The organism is Pseudomonas sp. WT-JTC, from assembly GCF_056711565.1.
In genome coordinates this window covers 1,037,287-1,054,619 of record NZ_CM160042.1, presented here as the reverse complement: position 1 = coordinate 1,054,619, position 17,333 = coordinate 1,037,287, and the positions used below count along the sequence as shown (strand labels likewise).

17 protein-coding genes are annotated in these 17,333 nt (G+C 56.0%); 7 read left to right on the top strand and 10 right to left on the bottom strand.

Translation table 11 applies throughout. The features are described from left to right. Positions 1–138: 138 nt before the first annotated feature. The 6 genes from AC06G5_RS04670 to AC06G5_RS04645 all read left to right on the top strand — a co-directional run bounded on the left by AC06G5_RS04670 (position 139) and on the right by AC06G5_RS04645 (position 6,810). Positions 139–450 carry a DUF3077 domain-containing protein gene (locus tag AC06G5_RS04670; protein ID WP_480459033.1) on the top strand — a complete coding sequence of 104 codons (312 nt, stop codon included), beginning with the start codon at positions 139–141 and terminating at the stop codon, positions 448–450. A gap of 263 nt (positions 451–713) precedes the next feature. Further along, the gene (locus AC06G5_RS04665; protein WP_480459032.1) at positions 714–1,154 is read left to right on the top strand and encodes a hypothetical protein; all 441 of its coding nucleotides are present in this window, start codon (positions 714–716) and stop codon (positions 1,152–1,154) included. A gap of 529 nt (positions 1,155–1,683) precedes the next feature. Next, on the top strand, positions 1,684–2,160 hold the full coding sequence (locus AC06G5_RS04660) for a formate dehydrogenase subunit gamma (RefSeq protein WP_413420873.1): 477 nt from the start codon (positions 1,684–1,686) through the stop codon (positions 2,158–2,160). Beyond that, positions 2,160–3,719 (top strand): formate dehydrogenase beta subunit, encoded by a 1,560-nt coding sequence (locus AC06G5_RS04655; protein ID WP_413703528.1) that lies wholly within the window; start codon positions 2,160–2,162, stop codon positions 3,717–3,719. Before AC06G5_RS04660 ends, AC06G5_RS04655 begins: the two co-directional genes overlap by 1 nt. Beyond that, positions 3,716–6,592: a formate dehydrogenase subunit alpha gene (gene fdhF / locus AC06G5_RS04650; protein ID WP_413420877.1), complete on the top strand. Its 2,877-nt coding sequence runs from the start codon at positions 3,716–3,718 to the stop codon at positions 6,590–6,592. Before AC06G5_RS04655 ends, fdhF begins: the two co-directional genes overlap by 4 nt. Continuing rightward, positions 6,589–6,810 carry a formate dehydrogenase subunit delta gene (locus tag AC06G5_RS04645; RefSeq protein WP_413420879.1) on the top strand — a complete coding sequence of 74 codons (222 nt, stop codon included), beginning with the start codon at positions 6,589–6,591 and terminating at the stop codon, positions 6,808–6,810. Before fdhF ends, AC06G5_RS04645 begins: the two co-directional genes overlap by 4 nt. A gap of 114 nt (positions 6,811–6,924) precedes the next feature. Here AC06G5_RS04645 and AC06G5_RS04640 read toward each other — a convergent pair whose 3' ends face one another. Next, positions 6,925–7,266, bottom strand: a complete 342-nt coding sequence (locus tag AC06G5_RS04640; protein ID WP_413420881.1) for a potassium channel family protein — start codon at positions 7,264–7,266, stop codon at positions 6,925–6,927. 641 nt (positions 7,267–7,907) lie between these two features. Here AC06G5_RS04640 and AC06G5_RS04635 point away from each other — a divergent pair. After that, positions 7,908–8,627 (top strand): helix-turn-helix transcriptional regulator, encoded by a 720-nt coding sequence (locus AC06G5_RS04635; protein ID WP_413420883.1) that lies wholly within the window; start codon positions 7,908–7,910, stop codon positions 8,625–8,627. A 73-nt stretch (positions 8,628–8,700) separates the two neighbouring features. Here the strand turns inward: AC06G5_RS04635 and AC06G5_RS04630 are convergent, their stop codons facing one another. The 9 genes from AC06G5_RS04630 to AC06G5_RS04590 all read right to left on the bottom strand — a co-directional run bounded on the left by AC06G5_RS04630 (position 8,701) and on the right by AC06G5_RS04590 (position 17,187). Further along, complete coding sequence (locus tag AC06G5_RS04630) at positions 8,701–9,618, bottom strand: metal-dependent hydrolase (RefSeq protein ID WP_413703529.1); 918 nt, start codon at positions 9,616–9,618, stop codon at positions 8,701–8,703. Positions 9,619–9,680: 62 nt separating this feature from the next. After that, complete coding sequence (locus tag AC06G5_RS04625; protein ID WP_413420887.1) at positions 9,681–10,595, bottom strand: hypothetical protein; 915 nt, start codon at positions 10,593–10,595, stop codon at positions 9,681–9,683. A 72-nt stretch (positions 10,596–10,667) separates the two neighbouring features. After that, a complete protein-coding gene (locus AC06G5_RS04620; protein ID WP_413420889.1) occupies positions 10,668–11,402 on the bottom strand; it encodes an SDR family NAD(P)-dependent oxidoreductase in 735 nt (244 codons plus the stop codon). Continuing rightward, positions 11,399–12,193: a MaoC/PaaZ C-terminal domain-containing protein gene (locus AC06G5_RS04615; protein WP_413420891.1), complete on the bottom strand. Its 795-nt coding sequence runs from the start codon at positions 12,191–12,193 to the stop codon at positions 11,399–11,401. The genes AC06G5_RS04620 and AC06G5_RS04615 overlap by 4 nt, the downstream gene beginning before the upstream one ends. 1 nt (position 12,194) lies before the next feature. Then, entirely contained in the window at positions 12,195–13,451 is a 1,257-nt protein-coding gene (locus AC06G5_RS04610) for a beta-ketoacyl-[acyl-carrier-protein] synthase family protein (RefSeq protein WP_413420893.1), read from the bottom strand. A 31-nt stretch (positions 13,452–13,482) separates the two neighbouring features. Beyond that, positions 13,483–13,737 (bottom strand): hypothetical protein, encoded by a 255-nt coding sequence (locus tag AC06G5_RS04605; protein WP_413420895.1) that lies wholly within the window; start codon positions 13,735–13,737, stop codon positions 13,483–13,485. After that, positions 13,737–14,426 (bottom strand): flavin reductase family protein, encoded by a 690-nt coding sequence (locus AC06G5_RS04600; protein WP_413420897.1) that lies wholly within the window; start codon positions 14,424–14,426, stop codon positions 13,737–13,739. The genes AC06G5_RS04605 and AC06G5_RS04600 overlap by 1 nt, the downstream gene beginning before the upstream one ends. Before the next feature lie 695 nt (positions 14,427–15,121). After that, positions 15,122–16,384, bottom strand: a complete 1,263-nt coding sequence (fabF, locus tag AC06G5_RS04595; protein ID WP_480459030.1) for a beta-ketoacyl-ACP synthase II — start codon at positions 16,382–16,384, stop codon at positions 15,122–15,124. Between the two features lie 230 nt (positions 16,385–16,614). Further along, on the bottom strand, positions 16,615–17,187 hold the full coding sequence (locus tag AC06G5_RS04590; RefSeq protein WP_413420901.1) for an acyl-homoserine-lactone synthase: 573 nt from the start codon (positions 17,185–17,187) through the stop codon (positions 16,615–16,617). Between the last annotated feature and the right edge of the window lie 146 nt (positions 17,188–17,333).

The window sequence follows — 17,333 nt, the reverse complement described above, 5'->3', positions numbered from 1 at the left end:
ACGAATGCGGCAGCTCTTCAAATTAAGGAGCTTCACAATGCGCAGTATCAATCCGTTTGAAATTTGGCTTTCCCCTCTGCACAACTCCCAATCGCGTAACACCCTCCCCCCTTGCCTCTCCATCCTCGGAGGTGGCCAATGACCGAACAACCCGAACTCAAAACCATCGGTTTAACCCCCGCCATCTACTGCTCCGATCAACCACTGTTCCACGTCACTCGCGGCGTTCCCCTTTGCGATGCGCTATCGATGGCTTCTGATTTTCTGTTCCTGGCCAAGTCGCTCACCGAAGATGCTGCCTACGCCACAGGCACCGACCGTCATGCCTGGGCTGCGCATTATTTGACGTCGATGAGTAAGGCGTTGGTGGATGATGCGGTGAAGGTGCTTACGCGGGAACGGGATATTGAGCTGGCGTCCAAGCGGACGGGGGCTAAGGCTGAGGGATAGTGGGCGAGGCGCCAGAATGGTTTTTGGTTTCAAAAGTCAGACGTGACGCTGTGAGAGCGGGCTTGGTTGCGGTGGCCGGGGTATTCAGCGGGATATGTGGATGTCTTGCGTTTTTCGCGAGCGAGCTCGCTCCTACAGTAGTGGGTTTGCTACAAGCCAATGGCTATTGGACCGACCATCCGAATAACCTCAGGACTTGAACAGCTGACTAAAATTCAGTGGGGATCTCTTCAACGAGCCCTTACAAGGCGGGAGGTTTTACGATGAAGGTCGTAACTTCGCTGGCGTTGCTGGTAGCGGCAGGATGGATCTGCGTGGTTGGTGCAGCCCCGAAGCAAATCGTTGCCGTTCCCTTGAATGCAACTACTTACAATGCCGGGCATATCGCTCAGGCCATTCTGACCCCCTTGAGCAGTAGTGAGACGGCGCTCTCATTGTTCGTGGGCGGTGTACCCAATGGCACTGCAATTCCGGCGCACTTGTATACCTATATCTACTCGGGAAGCTGCGCCAGGCATGAGCCCAAGCCGGCCTATTCACTCAATCGCATCGTGGTTGACAACTTCAACGAGCAGGCGGGCATCCAACTCTGGAAGAGCGTGCCTATGGCTTATGACTCGCTGCGGTCCGGCGGATACGCGCTGGTGATGCGGACAAGCCCGGCCGATGGGAATCCCGATATTTTCTGTGGTGAGCTTGGTTAAGGGTTTTCCCCGCTTCCATGCATAGCGTGGGAGCGGGGGGATTATCCCTCTCAGGCTGTTTGCAGTATGACGGTGCTCATTCAACAGCAGATGTTGATTGCCTTGCGTTTTTCGCGAGCGAGCTCGCTCCTACAGGGGGGCTGCGGAGTGGATCAGCGTATCTGCCCCGTGGAATTACCCTCCGATCTGATGCTGTTTCTCACCGGCAACGCTTGCTGTACATCACCCTTCGGTAGGCCAGTGCGTGAACGGCCCCTGCCTCGCTCATCTAGACTTAATGGATAGTCGTAGACAGAACCAAACACGTCGCTCTGGTGCAGAGAAATCAAAGGCGGCGTGGCAATCTGGCTTTTATGCCCTTACCGATGTGCGGCGAAGACCGCGCCGGGCACAACAAGATGCCCGCCCAGGGTGCCCTGGCCAACGGCCTGAAAATGCCACGATTCCGTGACGTGGTGTGAGTGCCGCAGCCGAGACTTTCGGACAACCGACGACCCTCTGGTGTGTCCGTGACCGTGAGGAATGCTGTATGCCTGATGTTGAGTTGCACCTGCCTGTGGTCAACAGTCTGCTGGAGCGCCATAAGGGCTCTGCGGGTGCGCTGTTGCCCATTCTTCATGATATTCAGGAACGCATCGGTTACATCCCCGATGTCGCCGTCCCCGAGATCGCTCATGCCCTCAATCTGAGTCAGGCGGAGGTTCGCGGGGTGATCAGTTTTTACCATGACTTCCGTACCGCGCCACCGGCCCGGCATATCCTGCGGCTGTGTCGGGCTGAGTCCTGCCAGAGTCGCGGCGCCGAGCAGTTGGCCGCGCAGTTGCGTGAACGCCTGCAACTGGACGACCACGGCAGCAGCGCCGACGGCAGCATCAGTTTGCGTCCGGTGTATTGCCTTGGTGCTTGCGCCTGTTCGCCTGCCCTGGAGCTGGATGGCCGGGTGCATGCGCGGCTGAGCGCTGAGCGTCTGGATGCCTTGCTCGACGCTTGCCGGGAGGACGCGTGATGCCGACTCTCTATCTGCCCTGTGATTCTATTGCCCGTGCCGTGGGTGCCGATGAGGTATCCGTGGCCCTGATCACTCAGGCCAAGGCACTTAATCTGCCGCTGGAGCTACAGCGCACCAGTTCGCGCGGCCTGTACTGGCTGGAACCACTGCTGGAAGTGGACAGCCCGCAAGGCCGGATCGGTTTTGGTCCGCTGACCGCTGCCGATGTGCCGTCTGTGCTAGATGCGCTGCAAGGCGAGCCTTCCAGCCATCCACTGGCCTTGGGCCTGGTGGAAGAGCTGCCTTATCTGAAGACTCAACAACGCCTGCTGTTTGCTCGCGCGGGTATTACCCAGCCGCTGTCGCTGGACGACTACCGGGCTCATGGTGGTTTCGAAGGTTTGACCCGAGCCATCGCGGTGGGCGGCGAACAGACCGCGACTGAGGTATTCGACTCAGGCCTGCGTGGCCGTGGCGGCGCGGCCTTCCCTGCCGGGATCAAATGGCGCACGGTGCGTGGCACTCAGGCGATGCAGAAGTACATTGTGTGCAACGCCGACGAAGGCGACTCCGGCACTTTCGCCGACCGCATGTTGATGGAAGGCGACCCCTTCCTGTTGATCGAAGGCATGGCCATTGCCGGGCTCTGCTGCGGCGCCACTTACGGCTACATCTATGTGCGCTCGGAGTATCCGGATGCCGTGGCTACCCTGCGTCAAGCGCTGAACATTGCCCGTGATGCCGGTTACCTCGGCGCGAATGTCGGCGGCAGCGGCCAGGCTTTCGACATGGAAGTACGAGTGGGTGCCGGCGCGTACATCTGCGGTGAAGAAACCGCGCTGCTGGACTCTCTGGAAGGCAAGCGCGGGATCGTCCGCGCCAAGCCGCCGATCCCCGCGTTGCAGGGGCTGTTCGGCCTGCCGACGCTGGTGCACAACGTGCTGACTTTGGCCTCGGTGCCGCTGATTCTGGCCAAGGGCTCGCAGTTCTATCGCGATTACGGCATGGGCCGTTCGCTGGGCACCATGCCCTTCCAGCTGGCGGGCAATATTCGTCACGGCGGTCTGGTGGAACGGGCCTTTGGTCTGACTCTGCGGGAGCTGGTGGAAGACTACGGCGGTGGCACCGCCAGTGGTCGGCCGCTGAAGGCCGCGCAAGTCGGCGGCCCGCTCGGCGCCTGGGTGCCACCTTCGCAATTCGATACGCCGCTGGATTACGAGGCCTTCGCTGCGATTGGCGCGATGCTCGGTCACGGTGGCGTAGTGGTGGCTGACGACAGCCTGGACATGGCCCGCATGGCGCGCTTCGCGATGCAGTTCTGCGCCGAGGAATCCTGTGGCAAATGCACCCCTTGCCGCATCGGCTCGACCCGTGGCGTGGAGGTGATCGACCGTCTGCTGGCCGCGCCAGATCAGGCCGCTCGCGATGAGCAGGTGATCATCCTCAAGGACCTGTGCGACACGCTGCAATACGGTTCGCTGTGCGCGTTGGGCGGCATGACCTCCTATCCGGTCGCCAGCGCCCTCAAGTACTTCCCCGCTGACTTCGGTCTGCAAGCCTCGGAGGCCGAGCAATGATCACTGTATTCGATCCGAAAACCGATATGGATCTGGGCACGCCGGCCCGCGAAAGCCAGGTGCAAGTCACCCTGAACATCGACGGCCGCAGCATCAGCGTGCCCGAAGGCACCTCGGTGATGCGCGCCGCCGCGCTGCTGGGCACCACCATTCCGAAACTCTGTGCCACCGACAGCCTGGAAGCCTTCGGCTCCTGCCGCATGTGCCTGGTGGAGATCGACGGCATGCGCGGCTACCCCGCGTCCTGCACCACGCCGGTCACTGAAGGCATGACCGTGCATACCCAGACGCCGAAGCTCGCGACCCTGCGGCGCAACGTCATGGAGCTGTACATCTCCGATCACCCGCTGGATTGCCTGACCTGCTCGGCCAACGGCAACTGCGAGCTGCAAACCGTCGCCGGCCAGGTTGGCCTGCGCGAAGTGCGTTATGGCTATGAAGGCGAGAACCATCTGGAGGACGTGAAAGACACCTCCAACCCCTACTTCGATTACGACCCGAGCAAGTGCATCGTCTGCAACCGCTGCGTGCGCGCCTGCGAAGAAACCCAGGGCACCTTTGCCCTGACCATCACCGGGCGTGGTTTTGAATCCCGCGTGGCCGCTGCCGGTGGCGAGAACTTCCTCGACTCGGAATGCGTGTCCTGCGGCGCCTGTGTGCAAGCCTGCCCCACCGCGACGTTGATGGAAAAAAACGTGGTCGAAATGGGTCAGCCGGAACGCAGTGTGATCACCACCTGCGCCTATTGCGGCGTGGGCTGCTCGTTCCGCGCCGAGATGAAAGGCAACCAGCTGGTGCGCATGGTTCCGGACAAGAACGGCCAGGCTAACCACGGCCACTCCTGCGTCAAAGGGCGCTTTGCCTGGGGCTACGCCACCCACCCGGATCGCATCACCAAGCCGATGATCCGCAAAAACATCAGCGACCCTTGGCAGGAAGTCAGTTGGGATGAAGCGGTGACCTACGCCGCCAGCGAATTCCGCCGGCTGCAGCAAAAATATGGCCGCGACTCCATCGGTGGCATCACCTCCAGCCGCTGCACCAACGAAGAAACCTATCTGGTGCAGAAACTGGTGCGTGCGGCCTTCGGCAACAACAACGTCGACACCTGTGCGCGGGTCTGCCACTCGCCGACCGGCTATGGCTTGAAACAAACCCTGGGCGAGTCCGCCGGCACCCAGAGTTTCGACTCGGTGATGCAGGCCGATGTGATCCTGGTGATGGGCGCCAACCCCAGCGACGCCCACCCGGTGTTCGCCTCGCAACTCAAGCGCCGCCTGCGTGAAGGTGCGCGGCTGATCGTCATCGACCCACGGCGCATCGATCTGGTGGACACGGTGCACGCCCGTGCCGAATATCACTTGGCTCTGCGCCCTGGCACCAACGTCGCCATGCTCAATGCCTTGGCCCATGTGATCATCAGTGAAGGCCTGCAAAACCAGGCCTTTATCGACGCCCGTTGCGAGGGCGGCGATTTCGCCCGCTGGAGCGAGTTCGTCAGCCGTGCGGAAAACTCGCCGGAAGCGATTGGCCCGATCTGCGGTGTGCCCGCTGCCGACATCCGTGCCGCCGCTCGCCTGTACGCCACCGGTGGCAATGCGGCGATCTACTACGGCCTGGGCGTCACCGAACACAGCCAGGGCAGCACTTCGGTCATGGGCATCGCCAACCTGGCCATGGCCACCGGCAACATCGGCCGCGAAGGCGTGGGCGTGAACCCGCTGCGGGGGCAGAACAACGTTCAGGGCTCCTGCGACATGGGCTCCTTCCCCCACGAGTTGCCTGGCTACCGGCACATCTCCAACGATGTCATCCGCACGCAATTCGAACAGGCGTGGAACGTCACCCTGCAACCCGACCCGGGCCTGCGCATCCCCAACATGTTCGAGTCTGCCTTGGCCGGCAGCTTCAAGGGCCTGTACTGCCAGGGCGAAGACATCGCCCAGAGCGATCCGAATACCCAGCACGTCACCGCGGCCCTGTCGGCCATGGAATGCGTGGTGGTGCAGGACATTTTCCTCAACGAAACGGCGAAGTTTGCCCACGTGTTCCTGCCGGGCGCTTCGTTCCTGGAAAAGGACGGCACCTTCACCAACGCCGAGCGGCGTATCTCGCGGGTGCGCAAGGTCATGGAGCCGCTGGGCGGCAAGGCCGACTGGGAAGGCACGGTGGCCCTGGCCAACGCCCTGGGTTACCCGATGAACTACAAGCATCCATCGGAAATCATGGATGAGATCGCCAGCCTCACGCCGACCTTCACCAACGTCAGCTATGCCGCACTGGATAGCCACGGCAGCCTGCAATGGCCGTGCAACGCCGAGGCACCGGACGGCACGCCGACCATGCACATCGAGGAATTCGTGCGCGGCAAGGGGCGCTTCATGCTCACCGGCTACGTGCCCACCGAGGAGAAGGTCAACAGCCGCTACCCGCTGCTGCTGACCACCGGGCGCATCCTCAGCCAGTACAACGTCGGCGCCCAGACCCGGCGCACCGAAAACGTTGCCTGGCACGATGAGGACCGGCTGGAAATCCACCCGACCGACGCCGAGAGCCGTGGCATCAACGAAGGCGACTGGGTCGGCATCGGCAGCCGCGCCGGACAGACCGTACTGCGTGCGCGGATCACCGAACGGGTCGCTCCGGGCGTGGTGTACACCACCTTCCACTTCCCTGAGTCGGGCGCCAACGTGATCACCACCGACAACTCCGACTGGGCCACCAACTGTCCGGAGTACAAGGTCACGGCCGTGGAGGTCAGCCGCGTCTACCACCCTTCGGAGTGGCAAAAGCGCTTCCAGGAATTCAGCGACGAACAACACCGCCTGCTCAAGGATCGCGCCCGTGGCGCCAAAGCGGAGGTGCGCCGATGAGTACTGCCAACCTGATCAAGATGGCCAACCAGATCGCCCAGTACTTTACCAGCGAACCGGACCAGCAACTGGGGGCGCTCGGGGTGCGTAATCATCTGCAGATGTACTGGACGCCGGGCATGCGCAAGGAGCTGCTGGCCTGGCAGACGGAACACAAGGGAGCGGACTTGCACCCGCTGGTGCAGGCGGCGGTGATCGGGGCGGGTTGGGAGGCATAGATCGGGGAACCGTAAAAACTGTAGGAGCGAGCCTGCTCGCGATGGACTCAAGAACACCGCGCTTATCCTGGATTCGCGCGTTATCGTTGACGACCATCGCGAGCAAGCTCGCTCCTACATATCTTTGCGTGACGCCGTCACGGTCACTTCAATTGCCCGGACACTGATGGCCGCGAATGTCGCGGTCAGCAGTACGCCGTTGAAACCCAGCAGCACAGCCAGCACTCGCGAGACGCCGAGTTTGGGCACGAGTTCGCCGTAGCCGATGGTCAGGCCCGTGACGAAGGCGAAGTAGATACCGTCATCCGGGCTCCACCCTTCCAGTTGGGCGATGATCAGGCCGAACGCTACGATCACTAACAGCAGTATCGAGAAGATCGGCCACACCACTTTGAAATAGAACCAGACGGCTTTGTAGAACTCGTGGCGGACGTTTGATGCACGGGCGAGGCTCATGGCACGGGCTTCCTGGAGATTTGCGTGGCCGGCATTGGCATGCGCGGCGTTTCAACAACCCGTTAGTGTGGCACAAACAATGGAAACTGTTGGCCAACGTCGGGGGGTGACCAACAACGCACTGTCCGTGAAGGACAGCGACTACCCAGGATCGTGAACTTCATCAATCCACCCGTCACAAACGAAAATGTTAAAAATGCCCATGCCGATGCAAAATGCCAGTTATAAATACCAACAGCCCCTGCAAACATTCGCCCACAGGAGATGTTTGCAGTAGCGACACTAATTATTTATAGAATCGCCTCACCAAACTGGAACTATCGTCTCAACTTTGCAGTACTACCGACATCAGCGTTTTGCTTTCACATCACGATGCTTGACCCAATAAAATAATTTTCATTTATTGGCGTATCGAGTCCGCTCCACACTGTAGAATCCTGGTGCACCGCGGTGTCGGCTGATCCCGGGATCAACGCGCAACGCCCCCCTGGTTACTATGCGAGGAAAGGAAACCCGCTGGCGATGACATTGCCAGACTCACGTCATTGAACATTAAATAGCTCGCGACCGGATCCCGACTACCTGGATTTCGAATACCGCGGCTGTTGTTCAGAACGACTAGATCAGCAAAGGAATGGATCATGATTTCACTGGATGAACTTCTCACCATGTCGGGTTTGTCGCGCAAAAGCGATTGGTTCGAAGCCCTCAAGTCAAATACTACGGCACTGGGTTGTGATGGTGTGTTGTTTGCTTTCAAACCGAACAGCAGTACCGATAATAATCAAGCCATCATTCTCAGTGACTATCCCGCTGCGTGGCGCAAGAAATACGACACTGAAGACTATGCCCGGATAGATCCCGTCGTTGCCCACTGTCTTACCTCAACGGTGCCCATCGTGTGGTTCGACGATATTTACACCTCTGCACAACAACTGAATTTCAGGGAAGAAGCAAAAAATCACGGCCTGATGCAAGGCGTGAGCTTGCCGGTACACGGCGCCGGCGGCCAAGTGGGAATACTGAGCGCCCGACTCGAAGCGATCCCGGAGCGTCAACTCAAATACCATTTGGCGCGAACGCTTCCCAGCCTGACCCTTATTCGCGATTACGCTCTTGATACGCTCCTGAAGCTGATCGGCAACGAAGTAGCCGAAGAGCCCGTTGCGCTCACAAATCGAGAGCTGGAAGTACTCAAATGGAGCGCTTTCGGCAAGACCACTTGGGAGATCGCCCGCATTCTCAGTTGTTCAGAAGCCAACATCAATTATCACTTTTCAAAAGTCAGAACGAAATTCAATGTCGGCTCCAGGAGAATGGCGATAGTCAAAGCCTTGCAAACCGGCGTGTTGGAATTTTAAACCGCAGGCTGCGATCAACAGGCAACGACTGAACAGGTGTATGGAATCAAAACCGGGAACACACCAGCGCTGTTCACAGGCGGGACGTCCGGTTTTCAATCTCTGCAAGCAGTCGTTCCCTGAGCGCGGGTTCCCACACTTCGTCCCATTGCCGCACATAATAATGACGCTGATCAAGAATCTGCTGGCTATTCAAATCAAAATCAGCGCCAATCAGTTCAATCTGCCGCGCCTTGGTATACGACATGAACGGAGAACTGGATAAACGCCGTGCATCCGTATCTATGCCAAGACGCTTTGCACAGTATTGTGCTGCGGCGAGGGCTTCGTGCTCTGAGTGATTGGCGTCCACGACTTCCGACTGGACTCTCTCAGCATTCCAGACCGACTCCTGAAAAATATGTTGATAAACATCAACGGCAACATCGCAGTGTTCTATTTCTTCGGTGAAATGATAGCCCAACAAATAGAGCACACCCAAATTCGCTGAAATATTGCAAGTCCGGGCAAAATTCTTTCCGGAAAACAGTTGCTCAAAAAAAATGAAACTGGAAATACAATTCTTGCTTTCAAACACGGCAATTTTCAGCAAAGCGTCCCTTATACCTTCCCGCTCGCCCCTGGAAACGCTTTGCAGTATGGGCTCATAGTTCTTCACATGAAACTGATGAAGATAGGGATACACCCTGGGGTGTAATTGATCTTTGTACACACTGCCCGGACACAGAAACGAATTCAGGTGTTTATGCGCCTTGGCATGGTGCATCTCCTGGACCAGAAACGTATGTTCAAGGTCCAACAACCCCTCATCGGCAATCAATCCCCGCGAATGTTTGCTGACGAAGTTACAAAAATATTCAATGTATTCCAGGTAAAAGGAATACCCCAGTCCCACTAGTGAAGTCTGATCGTCATAAGCCCAGCGAAAATCGAAATCCGCACCGATTTTCATCGCCTGTTTGATATCAAACGGAATTCTTCTAATTTTCATGCGGCGTCCTGGCTGCCTGTCGCAAAACGGCGCTCGCCTTCGGTAGAGCGCCCCTGACACTGTCAGTTCTGAAGAAACAGAATCCCGTCTTCGCTTTCCGGCGAATGAACCGCTCGGGTCTGCCCCAGCCCTTTAACCAGGAAAGAAACATGCTGGGCACGCATCTGTTCCTGGGTATAAGGGTTTCGGGAACCGAAAATCTGCTCCATCAACTGTGTTTTCTTGCGCACGATACGATCGACAGCGCCCTCTCCGCGCTTGGCCGGCAGGAACAACTGCATCAGTTTGTTTTGCCCTTCAAAGTAGGTTTCATGGACCATTGCATTGTGGTACGTCAAACCGACATCAATCACCGCTAGCGAACGCTCAAGATGAGCGGGGTCGGATTTGACCATTTCCTCGATCACCGCAGCCCACGCCTGAGTGTGCCGTGCCTCGTCTTTCATGATATTGGTTATCAGCGCCTGAAGAGCCGGATGGTGCACTTGACTGCGTACATCCCGGTACAACTCAGTGTTGACCACCTCACCGAACAAATGGGCGAAGGTATAACTGTAAAGATCCCAATACTTTCTATCTTCGTAGCACCAGATGTATTTTTCTGAATATTCGCGGACTGACAGTTTGTCCACATACCCCAGCTCACCTGTTGAAACATAGTGATAAGCCGTCGCTAGCGCGATGCCATGACGCATTTCCTCGTAGGCAATGATGTTGACATACGCAAGAATCTGCCCCCAGTCATTGGCAAGGTCTTTTGGGTAGCCTTCACGGACTTCAGTGAGCAGCAAGTCATGAAACTGCACCGCTGATGCCTGGCCGGAAAACTCTCCATCAGACAAACAGTCGAGCAAGTTCACAATATCCCGATCATGCTCATCCAGTTCCGTCAGCCAGTTCCAGTCATAGCGCTGTGCATCCCACCTTTGTTCATCGGACAGGCAGCCAAAGTTAACGATAGTACTGATCCCGGACATGCAATGTTCTCCTTGAAATGAGTCACCCGGCAGAGAGCGACCCAGTTATCGCCTGGATGATGATAACGACGTTCAGCAACTCAGGCCGCCGTCGACCACGAGCGTCTGACCGGTTATATAGGCCGCGCCCTCGCTCATCAGGTAATCCACCAGTGATGCCACCTCGGAGGTACTTCCGAGACGACGTAGCGGGATGCTTTTTTTCAACCCTGATCCATGCTCTTTCAAGTGCCTGGTCATGTCGGTCTCGATATAGCCTGGCGCGATACTGTTGACGCGCATGTTGAATCGAGCCATTTCAAGCGCCAGCGAGCGGGTCATTCCAATCAACGCAGCCTTACTGGCTGAATACGCTGTCTGGCCGATATTGCCCTTAACTCCTGATACCGAACTGATGTTGATAATGCATGTATCCGACTCCCCCATCATCGACCCAATAAAAGCCCGGGAAACCGAAAATGCAGAAAAGACGTTTTGACTGAAGATCGCGTTAAGGACCGGTTCATCCAGATTGGAAAAAAGTCGATCCTCGGCAACACCCGCATTGTTGATGACCGCATAAGGTGGGCCAAAACGCTGAATGAGCGACTGTGCAACATCATTGACCTGACTTACGTCTGACACGTCGCAGTGAACAGCTTCCACCTGCCTGCCAGGCTCACTGTTCAACTGCTCAGCCAGCAACCGCGCCTCGTCCACGCTGGATTTATAGGTGAACACGACATCGAACTCACGGCTGGCCGAGTGCACGATTTGCGCGCCAATACCCCGAGAGCCACCCGTCACGAAAATCCATTTGCGTTTCATGCCGGCTCCTCCAGCAAATTGGCTATCAACCCCATTTCTACCGCCAATACAGGCCGATCCTGGGTGTACAAGGTAAAGACGACAGAGGCAAAAATAGAATCGTTGACCCTGACCAGATCCTTACCTTTTACGCTGTAATAAGTTGAGTCATAGCCCTCGCCCGGAAGCCGGGACCAATCACTGCCCATCAGTGTCAGCGCATGGGATATCTGATAAACGACGTAAGGCCGCGCCTGGGAAATGCCTTCCCTGGCGAGAAAGCGCTGAACATCACTGGCCAAGGCTGTCTTTCGGTTGTCTTCGATGTAAATGGAAAACAGGATCGCGTCCCAGTACACACTCGTATGTACCGGTGAACCAACAAGCGTCGACAACAACTCGTACTTCTCGTCCAGCTCTTCGGCGCTGAATCGTTCCAGTATCGGGCGGCGCTCGTCCGCTGCTGCCAGGGCTGCAACTTGCGGTGCAGCCCGCGCCTTCACACTGCCCATATACAGAGACTTTCCGTTAGAACTCACTTTAATGTTCTGAACCGGACTGAGTGTGTACTCGACAAACTGGTCAATCGGCACCGCGTGTTTGAGATGCAGTTTTATCTCGCAGGCCTGGGCACAAATGGAAGCTTCCAGCGCTAGTTGATTTTTTAGCGGCAACATGGCCAGCATTCCATGGACAATGCGCCCGGAATGGCCATTTTTTATCGCGAAGTCCGCATCAAAATGCACCGGGTTCCGATCACCGGAAAACTGTGCCCATCTCTCCAGGTCTTCATGATTAAAGTTTCGACGCATTTCACGAATACCTTCTGATTACCAGGCAACTATTTGCCCCGCCGAATCCGTAGTTGATGTTCAGTACGTTGTCGACAACCCCCAGGTACCGATGCTCGTTAGGGATGTAGTCAAGATCGCAAAGTGGATCGGAACGCTCCAGATTGATAGTTGCCGGCGCCATACCGGTCTGGATGGTCTTGATACAAAAGACTGTTTCAATGGCGCCCGCCGCGGCGATGAGATGGCCGGTATAGGACTTCGTACTGGAAATCGGCATCGCATGGGCATGTTCACCAAAAACCTTCTTGATGGTATTGGTCTCGTTCAGATCATTGAGCTGAGTCGAGGTCCCGTGCGCATTGATGTAGTCGATATCCCACGTATTGAGACCGGCATCTTCGATAGCCTTTTCCATCGACATCGCTCGCCCCAACAAGTCCTCGGCCGGGGCAGTGATGTCGTAGGCATCCGAATAGTTGGCGTAGCCGCTGATCTCGGCATAGATCGTAGCGCCTCGCTTGAGCGCCTCATCCAGGTCTTCCAGAACCAGTACGGCGCTGCCTTCCGACAACACAAAGCCGCTACGGTCCTGACTGAATGGACAGCAAGCCTTCGCTGGATTCTCCTGCTCCTTGCTCAAGGCACCGAGGATGTCCACCGACCATACGTTGTAGGCTCCGGTGATGCTCTCACTGCCGCCCGCAAGCATGCATTTGGCCCGACCACTGCGGATAACTTCGCAGGCATCACCGATGGCAATGTTTCCCGTGGCGCAGGCCGCGACCAACGTGTTCTGGTAACCCCTGAGGTTCCAGGCCATCGAAGCCGACCCGGTCCATACGCTATGCATGGAAAAAATGGTACTGAGCGGTGAAGCGAGACCCGACTCGACATACATGTCGTTGTTATCAATGGTCGAGTCGACGCCCCCCCACCCTGTCCCCAGCACGACGCCACGGTCGAAGGGTGAATAATGCTTGTCCATCTCGGCGACCGGGTCATCGCCAAAGGCCATGCACAATGCCTGCTCCGATGCGGACATACCAATCCGCGCAAAGCGGGGAAGATTCTTGGCTATGCGCTTGGGCACCGCTTTGAGCTCTATCGGAAAATCGATTTTTCCGAAAAACCTGGCTGTAACCGACTGATCTTGCATCGGATGCAGGGCGTAACCCATTTGATAGTCTTTTATCGCCCCCCAGATCTCTTCCGTGTTCCGCCCCAAAGCACAGACGGAACCGAACCCCGTGACGACTACCCGTTTCTTGGTTTGCACTGCACGCCTCTCCTTAGCTGTGATTGCATGGTTATGCCGGCGTACTGGACCGGGCCTGCTCGCTTCGGCAGAAGGAGTAAAAATCACCCATCGTGCTGAGCTTCGCCTCAGGCAACTTGTTGACATCGATGGCGATGCCCAGCTCTTTCTTCAGGGCAACCTGAATACTTACGTAATCAAGACTGACCAAATGGATATCGCTGATCAGGGTTTCGTCGGTGATGGTCGCGACATCAAAATCAGTCAGTTCGCCAATCACATTATTAACCACGGTACTTATGTTCATTATTCCACTCCTACTGATTGAGGTTTATTGGCACTGCCGGCCATGATTTCACTCATGATCGCGCGAATTTCATCAGTCATCGGCACTTCCATGGAAAAAGTATTATCGATCACTGAATAATCGAGATATCCCATTCGACCAATGGGCCGAACCTTCTGGATATCGACACAGCCATCCGGCTTTATGTAGTCATCATTAATATGTACACGAATCACCTCACCGATGATCAGGTCCACTGTTCCCAGCTCACTTTTACCCTTTACTACCGTTGTTGAAACATAACGGCACTCAAGGTGGCACGGACTGTCTTTCACCATCGGCACATCGGAAAGATCGGCCTTTACTTTCTCGAGGCCTGCCAGTTCGAACTCACTTTGATTGGAAGGAACAATCATTGCGGAGATATTTACCGCTTCCTTGAGCGCCTCGGTTGCCATATTCCAGACAAACCAACCGGTCTTTTCAGCATTAACGGCCGAATCCTTTCGTTGACCTGTCGGATAATGGTTAGCCGCAAACATGACCATAGGCGGATCAAATGTAAGAATGCCGCACTGGCTGAAAGGAGCCAGGTTTTCATTGCCACTTTCATCGACACTGGATATCCAGGCGATTGGACGGGGCACGACACAACTTCTGAACGGCGAGTGTGGCAGAGGGCAATTATCTTCTTGCGGATCGTATTTCATTTTTTTACTTCACTCCTCATGTATCCAACTAATGTTTACAGTTGAATTTTTTCTGGTCAAGCACATCAACAACTGACTATCTCAAAGAACAGTGACAACCGAAGCGCTCACAAAAAACACGCACACTGATCAATCACACACAATGACAGCACGGCAAGTTCGCCCTTACAAAAAACACCCACAAACACCTGACAACGAGCACCGACTAGCACAACTACTAGTCGATAAAACACCAATAACGCAGAACAACAACACCACACCATCGCTTGAATTATTTAATCAAGCACAACAAATAGAAATGACCCGCAGTAGTCACTGTCGCACCCACGCATAACAAGCGGGTCGCCGTTGTCATACCTGATTCGACGAATGAGCTCAGTGAGTGTTCAGGTGCATGAGTTGATCGGGGATGTAATAACGCGGATGGGTGCTGATCCAGGCTGAACAATGTGTTCGCTGAATCTGTGGAGCAAACCATTGGATGCCGAGGCCGGGAGCCCCTGCTTTCTGGAGGAAGGCCGGGCAGGCATGACGGAAAGCGGCTTGAACAAGCCAGGCGACGGATCGCAGTTCTACGCTGTCTCAGCAGGCCACTGCCGAGCGAACCCGGCAATGACAGTCAGAACAGTTCGATGCCACCCTGCCTGTCGCTCAAGCGACAGGACCGAAGGTAAACACGAACGATGTGGCAGGTGTCAGTCGCGCCACGCCTTAAGCAGTAAACTGGCGTTGACCCCACCAAAGCCGAAGCCGTTGCACAGTGCGTAATCCATCTCTATGGCGCGCGGTTCACCAAGCACCAGGTCGACATCCCGCGCGTCTTCATCAGGTCGGTGGCAGTTGAGGTTGAATGGCACCACTTGGTTAACCAGCGACATGGCCGTAAAAATGCTTGCCAGGCCTCCTGCCGCACCCAGTAGATGTCCGGTAGATGACTTGGTAGAAGACACTGCGACGTTCTTCGGGCCAAACACTGCCTTGACTGCCGCCAGTTCGCCTTTGTCACCGACCATCGTCGAAGTGGAATGCGCGTTGATGTACTTCACTGCGCCCGGTTCAACACCTGCTTTCTTCAAGGCGCCCCGCATGCATCGCTGAGCGCCCGCGCCGTCCTCAGGAGACGCCGTAACGTGATAGGCGTCAGCGCTGGTGCCATAACCGACAATCTCGGCGATAGGTTTGGCACCGCGAGCCAAAGCATGTTCCAGGGTTTCGATGACCATCAACCCGGCGCCCTCCGCAATAATGAAGCCGTCACGATCCGCATCGAAAGGACGGGAGGCCTCTTCCGGGCGATCGTTGAAGCTGGTCGCCATTGCCTTGGCCGCGACGAACCCACCAATGCTGACCTCATTGATGCACGCCTCGCTGCCACCACAAATGGCAATATCAGCTTCATCGTTCTGGATCATTCGCACTGCATCGCCAATTGCTTGCACGCCGGCGGCGCAGGCCGTTGCAGGTGCTCCCAGCGGCCCTCTGAAACCGTATTTGATCGAAACCTGACCGGATGCCATGTTCACCAGAAAACCGGGGACGGTAAAAGGCGAAACACGGCGCACGCCACTTTCGTTGATCGAATTCACTGCATCACGAATGTAGTTCAACCCCCCAATGCCCGAAGCAATGACGGTTGCTGTGCGTGCCTTTTCTTCATCCGTTGACGGAGCCCAGCCTGATTGCCGGATCGCCTCGCTGGCGGCGGCCAGGGCAAAAATGATGAAACGATCCATGCGTCGGGCTTCTTTGGGATTCACGAAGACGCCGGCATCGAAACCGGCTTCAGGGTCGGCACCGATGTCCGGGACAGTGCCCGCAATTTCAACCGGCAGATCGCCTATTCGCTCGATCTTGCGCACGCCAGACTTGCCCTCTAACAGACGCTTCCAGCTGTGTTCAACGCCAACACCCAACGGGGACACCGCCCCCATTCCAGTAATTACAATTCGTTTTGTCATCGCGTTGATTCCTCTGTTTCGATATTTGGCAAGCAGTGAATCTTCCGTCCATTGAACCGGTGGTCGTGGAGGCTGAAACCAAATAGAACATTTGATAGAGGCACCTGCGGCAGGTCAACCTGTGAGCAAATCGACTATCAGAACTGATAGTCGATCATGGTCCAGACACGGACTTTCACCGTAAAACTATCAATTCGCTAACCTTTTTCGAGTGCCCACCGTTGTTTTGTTCACATGGCCAGGGATGCACGAGTGGTGTCATTAAGTTCTATACGCAGCGCAATAGCATTCTCGACACCAATGCGCATGGCCGGGCCAAAACGGCTGATATCGAGCCCCTTTCGCCTGAGCAGTTTTTCCACACCAAGTGTGGTCACAGTTACAAACTGATCGACGCCCCGTTCAATGGCAAAATGAATCAAGGCCTTGATTGCCAGAATTGAATCAAGCGACAGACATTGAGGGGACTTTTCCCGCGGCAAGATAGCGAAACGGCTCAATTCCCATATACGCTCTGAATGAGGGGCTTCGGCACCGTACAGCAACGCCGGAAAAGTGTCCTTGAGCATATAGGGACCAGTGGTCGGCAAGATTCGCCAACATCCGAACAAACGTTCAGAGCCAGGCTCATCCTCCAGGATCAGATAATAGGGGTTCAGCGCATCATAACCATCGATTTCCATGCCGGCGATGATCGAAACATCCCAACGTTTACGCTCCTTGAAAACTTCGGCACGCAGCCTGTGCATTTGTTCAAGTCGCTCGTTATCAAGTTCGATACGGGAACCAATTGCGATAGCCATTATTACCTCCTATTCAGAGCTAATATTATTTGGCCATTTAGCATTAATGATAACTATCAATTGTGTTAAATCACCAATAGCTACTGCAACGACAACTAGCTAATTCACAGGCTTCCGACAACTTTTCTTGATCGTCTTACATACAC

Excerpts from the sequence above, each read along its gene's own strand:
- AC06G5_RS04670 (WP_480459033.1), top strand. The coding sequence starts at position 139 with ATGACCGAACAACCCGAACTCAAAACCATCGGTTTAACCCCCGCCATC.
- AC06G5_RS04665 (WP_480459032.1), top strand. The coding sequence starts at position 714 with ATGAAGGTCGTAACTTCGCTGGCGTTGCTGGTAGCGGCAGGATGGATC.
- AC06G5_RS04660 (WP_413420873.1), top strand. The coding sequence starts at position 1,684 with ATGCCTGATGTTGAGTTGCACCTGCCTGTGGTCAACAGTCTGCTGGAG.
- AC06G5_RS04655 (WP_413703528.1), top strand. The coding sequence starts at position 2,160 with ATGCCGACTCTCTATCTGCCCTGTGATTCTATTGCCCGTGCCGTGGGT.
- fdhF (WP_413420877.1), top strand. The coding sequence starts at position 3,716 with ATGATCACTGTATTCGATCCGAAAACCGATATGGATCTGGGCACGCCG.
- AC06G5_RS04645 (WP_413420879.1), top strand. The coding sequence starts at position 6,589 with ATGAGTACTGCCAACCTGATCAAGATGGCCAACCAGATCGCCCAGTAC.
- AC06G5_RS04640 (WP_413420881.1), bottom strand. The coding sequence starts at position 7,266 with ATGAGCCTCGCCCGTGCATCAAACGTCCGCCACGAGTTCTACAAAGCC.
- AC06G5_RS04635 (WP_413420883.1), top strand. The coding sequence starts at position 7,908 with ATGATTTCACTGGATGAACTTCTCACCATGTCGGGTTTGTCGCGCAAA.
- AC06G5_RS04630 (WP_413703529.1), bottom strand. The coding sequence starts at position 9,618 with ATGAAAATTAGAAGAATTCCGTTTGATATCAAACAGGCGATGAAAATC.
- AC06G5_RS04625 (WP_413420887.1), bottom strand. The coding sequence starts at position 10,595 with ATGTCCGGGATCAGTACTATCGTTAACTTTGGCTGCCTGTCCGATGAA.
- AC06G5_RS04620 (WP_413420889.1), bottom strand. The coding sequence starts at position 11,402 with ATGAAACGCAAATGGATTTTCGTGACGGGTGGCTCTCGGGGTATTGGC.
- AC06G5_RS04615 (WP_413420891.1), bottom strand. The coding sequence starts at position 12,193 with ATGCGTCGAAACTTTAATCATGAAGACCTGGAGAGATGGGCACAGTTT.
- AC06G5_RS04605 (WP_413420895.1), bottom strand. The coding sequence starts at position 13,737 with ATGAACATAAGTACCGTGGTTAATAATGTGATTGGCGAACTGACTGAT.
- AC06G5_RS04600 (WP_413420897.1), bottom strand. The coding sequence starts at position 14,426 with ATGAAATACGATCCGCAAGAAGATAATTGCCCTCTGCCACACTCGCCG.
- fabF (WP_480459030.1), bottom strand. The coding sequence starts at position 16,384 with ATGACAAAACGAATTGTAATTACTGGAATGGGGGCGGTGTCCCCGTTG.
- AC06G5_RS04590 (WP_413420901.1), bottom strand. The coding sequence starts at position 17,187 with ATGGCTATCGCAATTGGTTCCCGTATCGAACTTGATAACGAGCGACTT.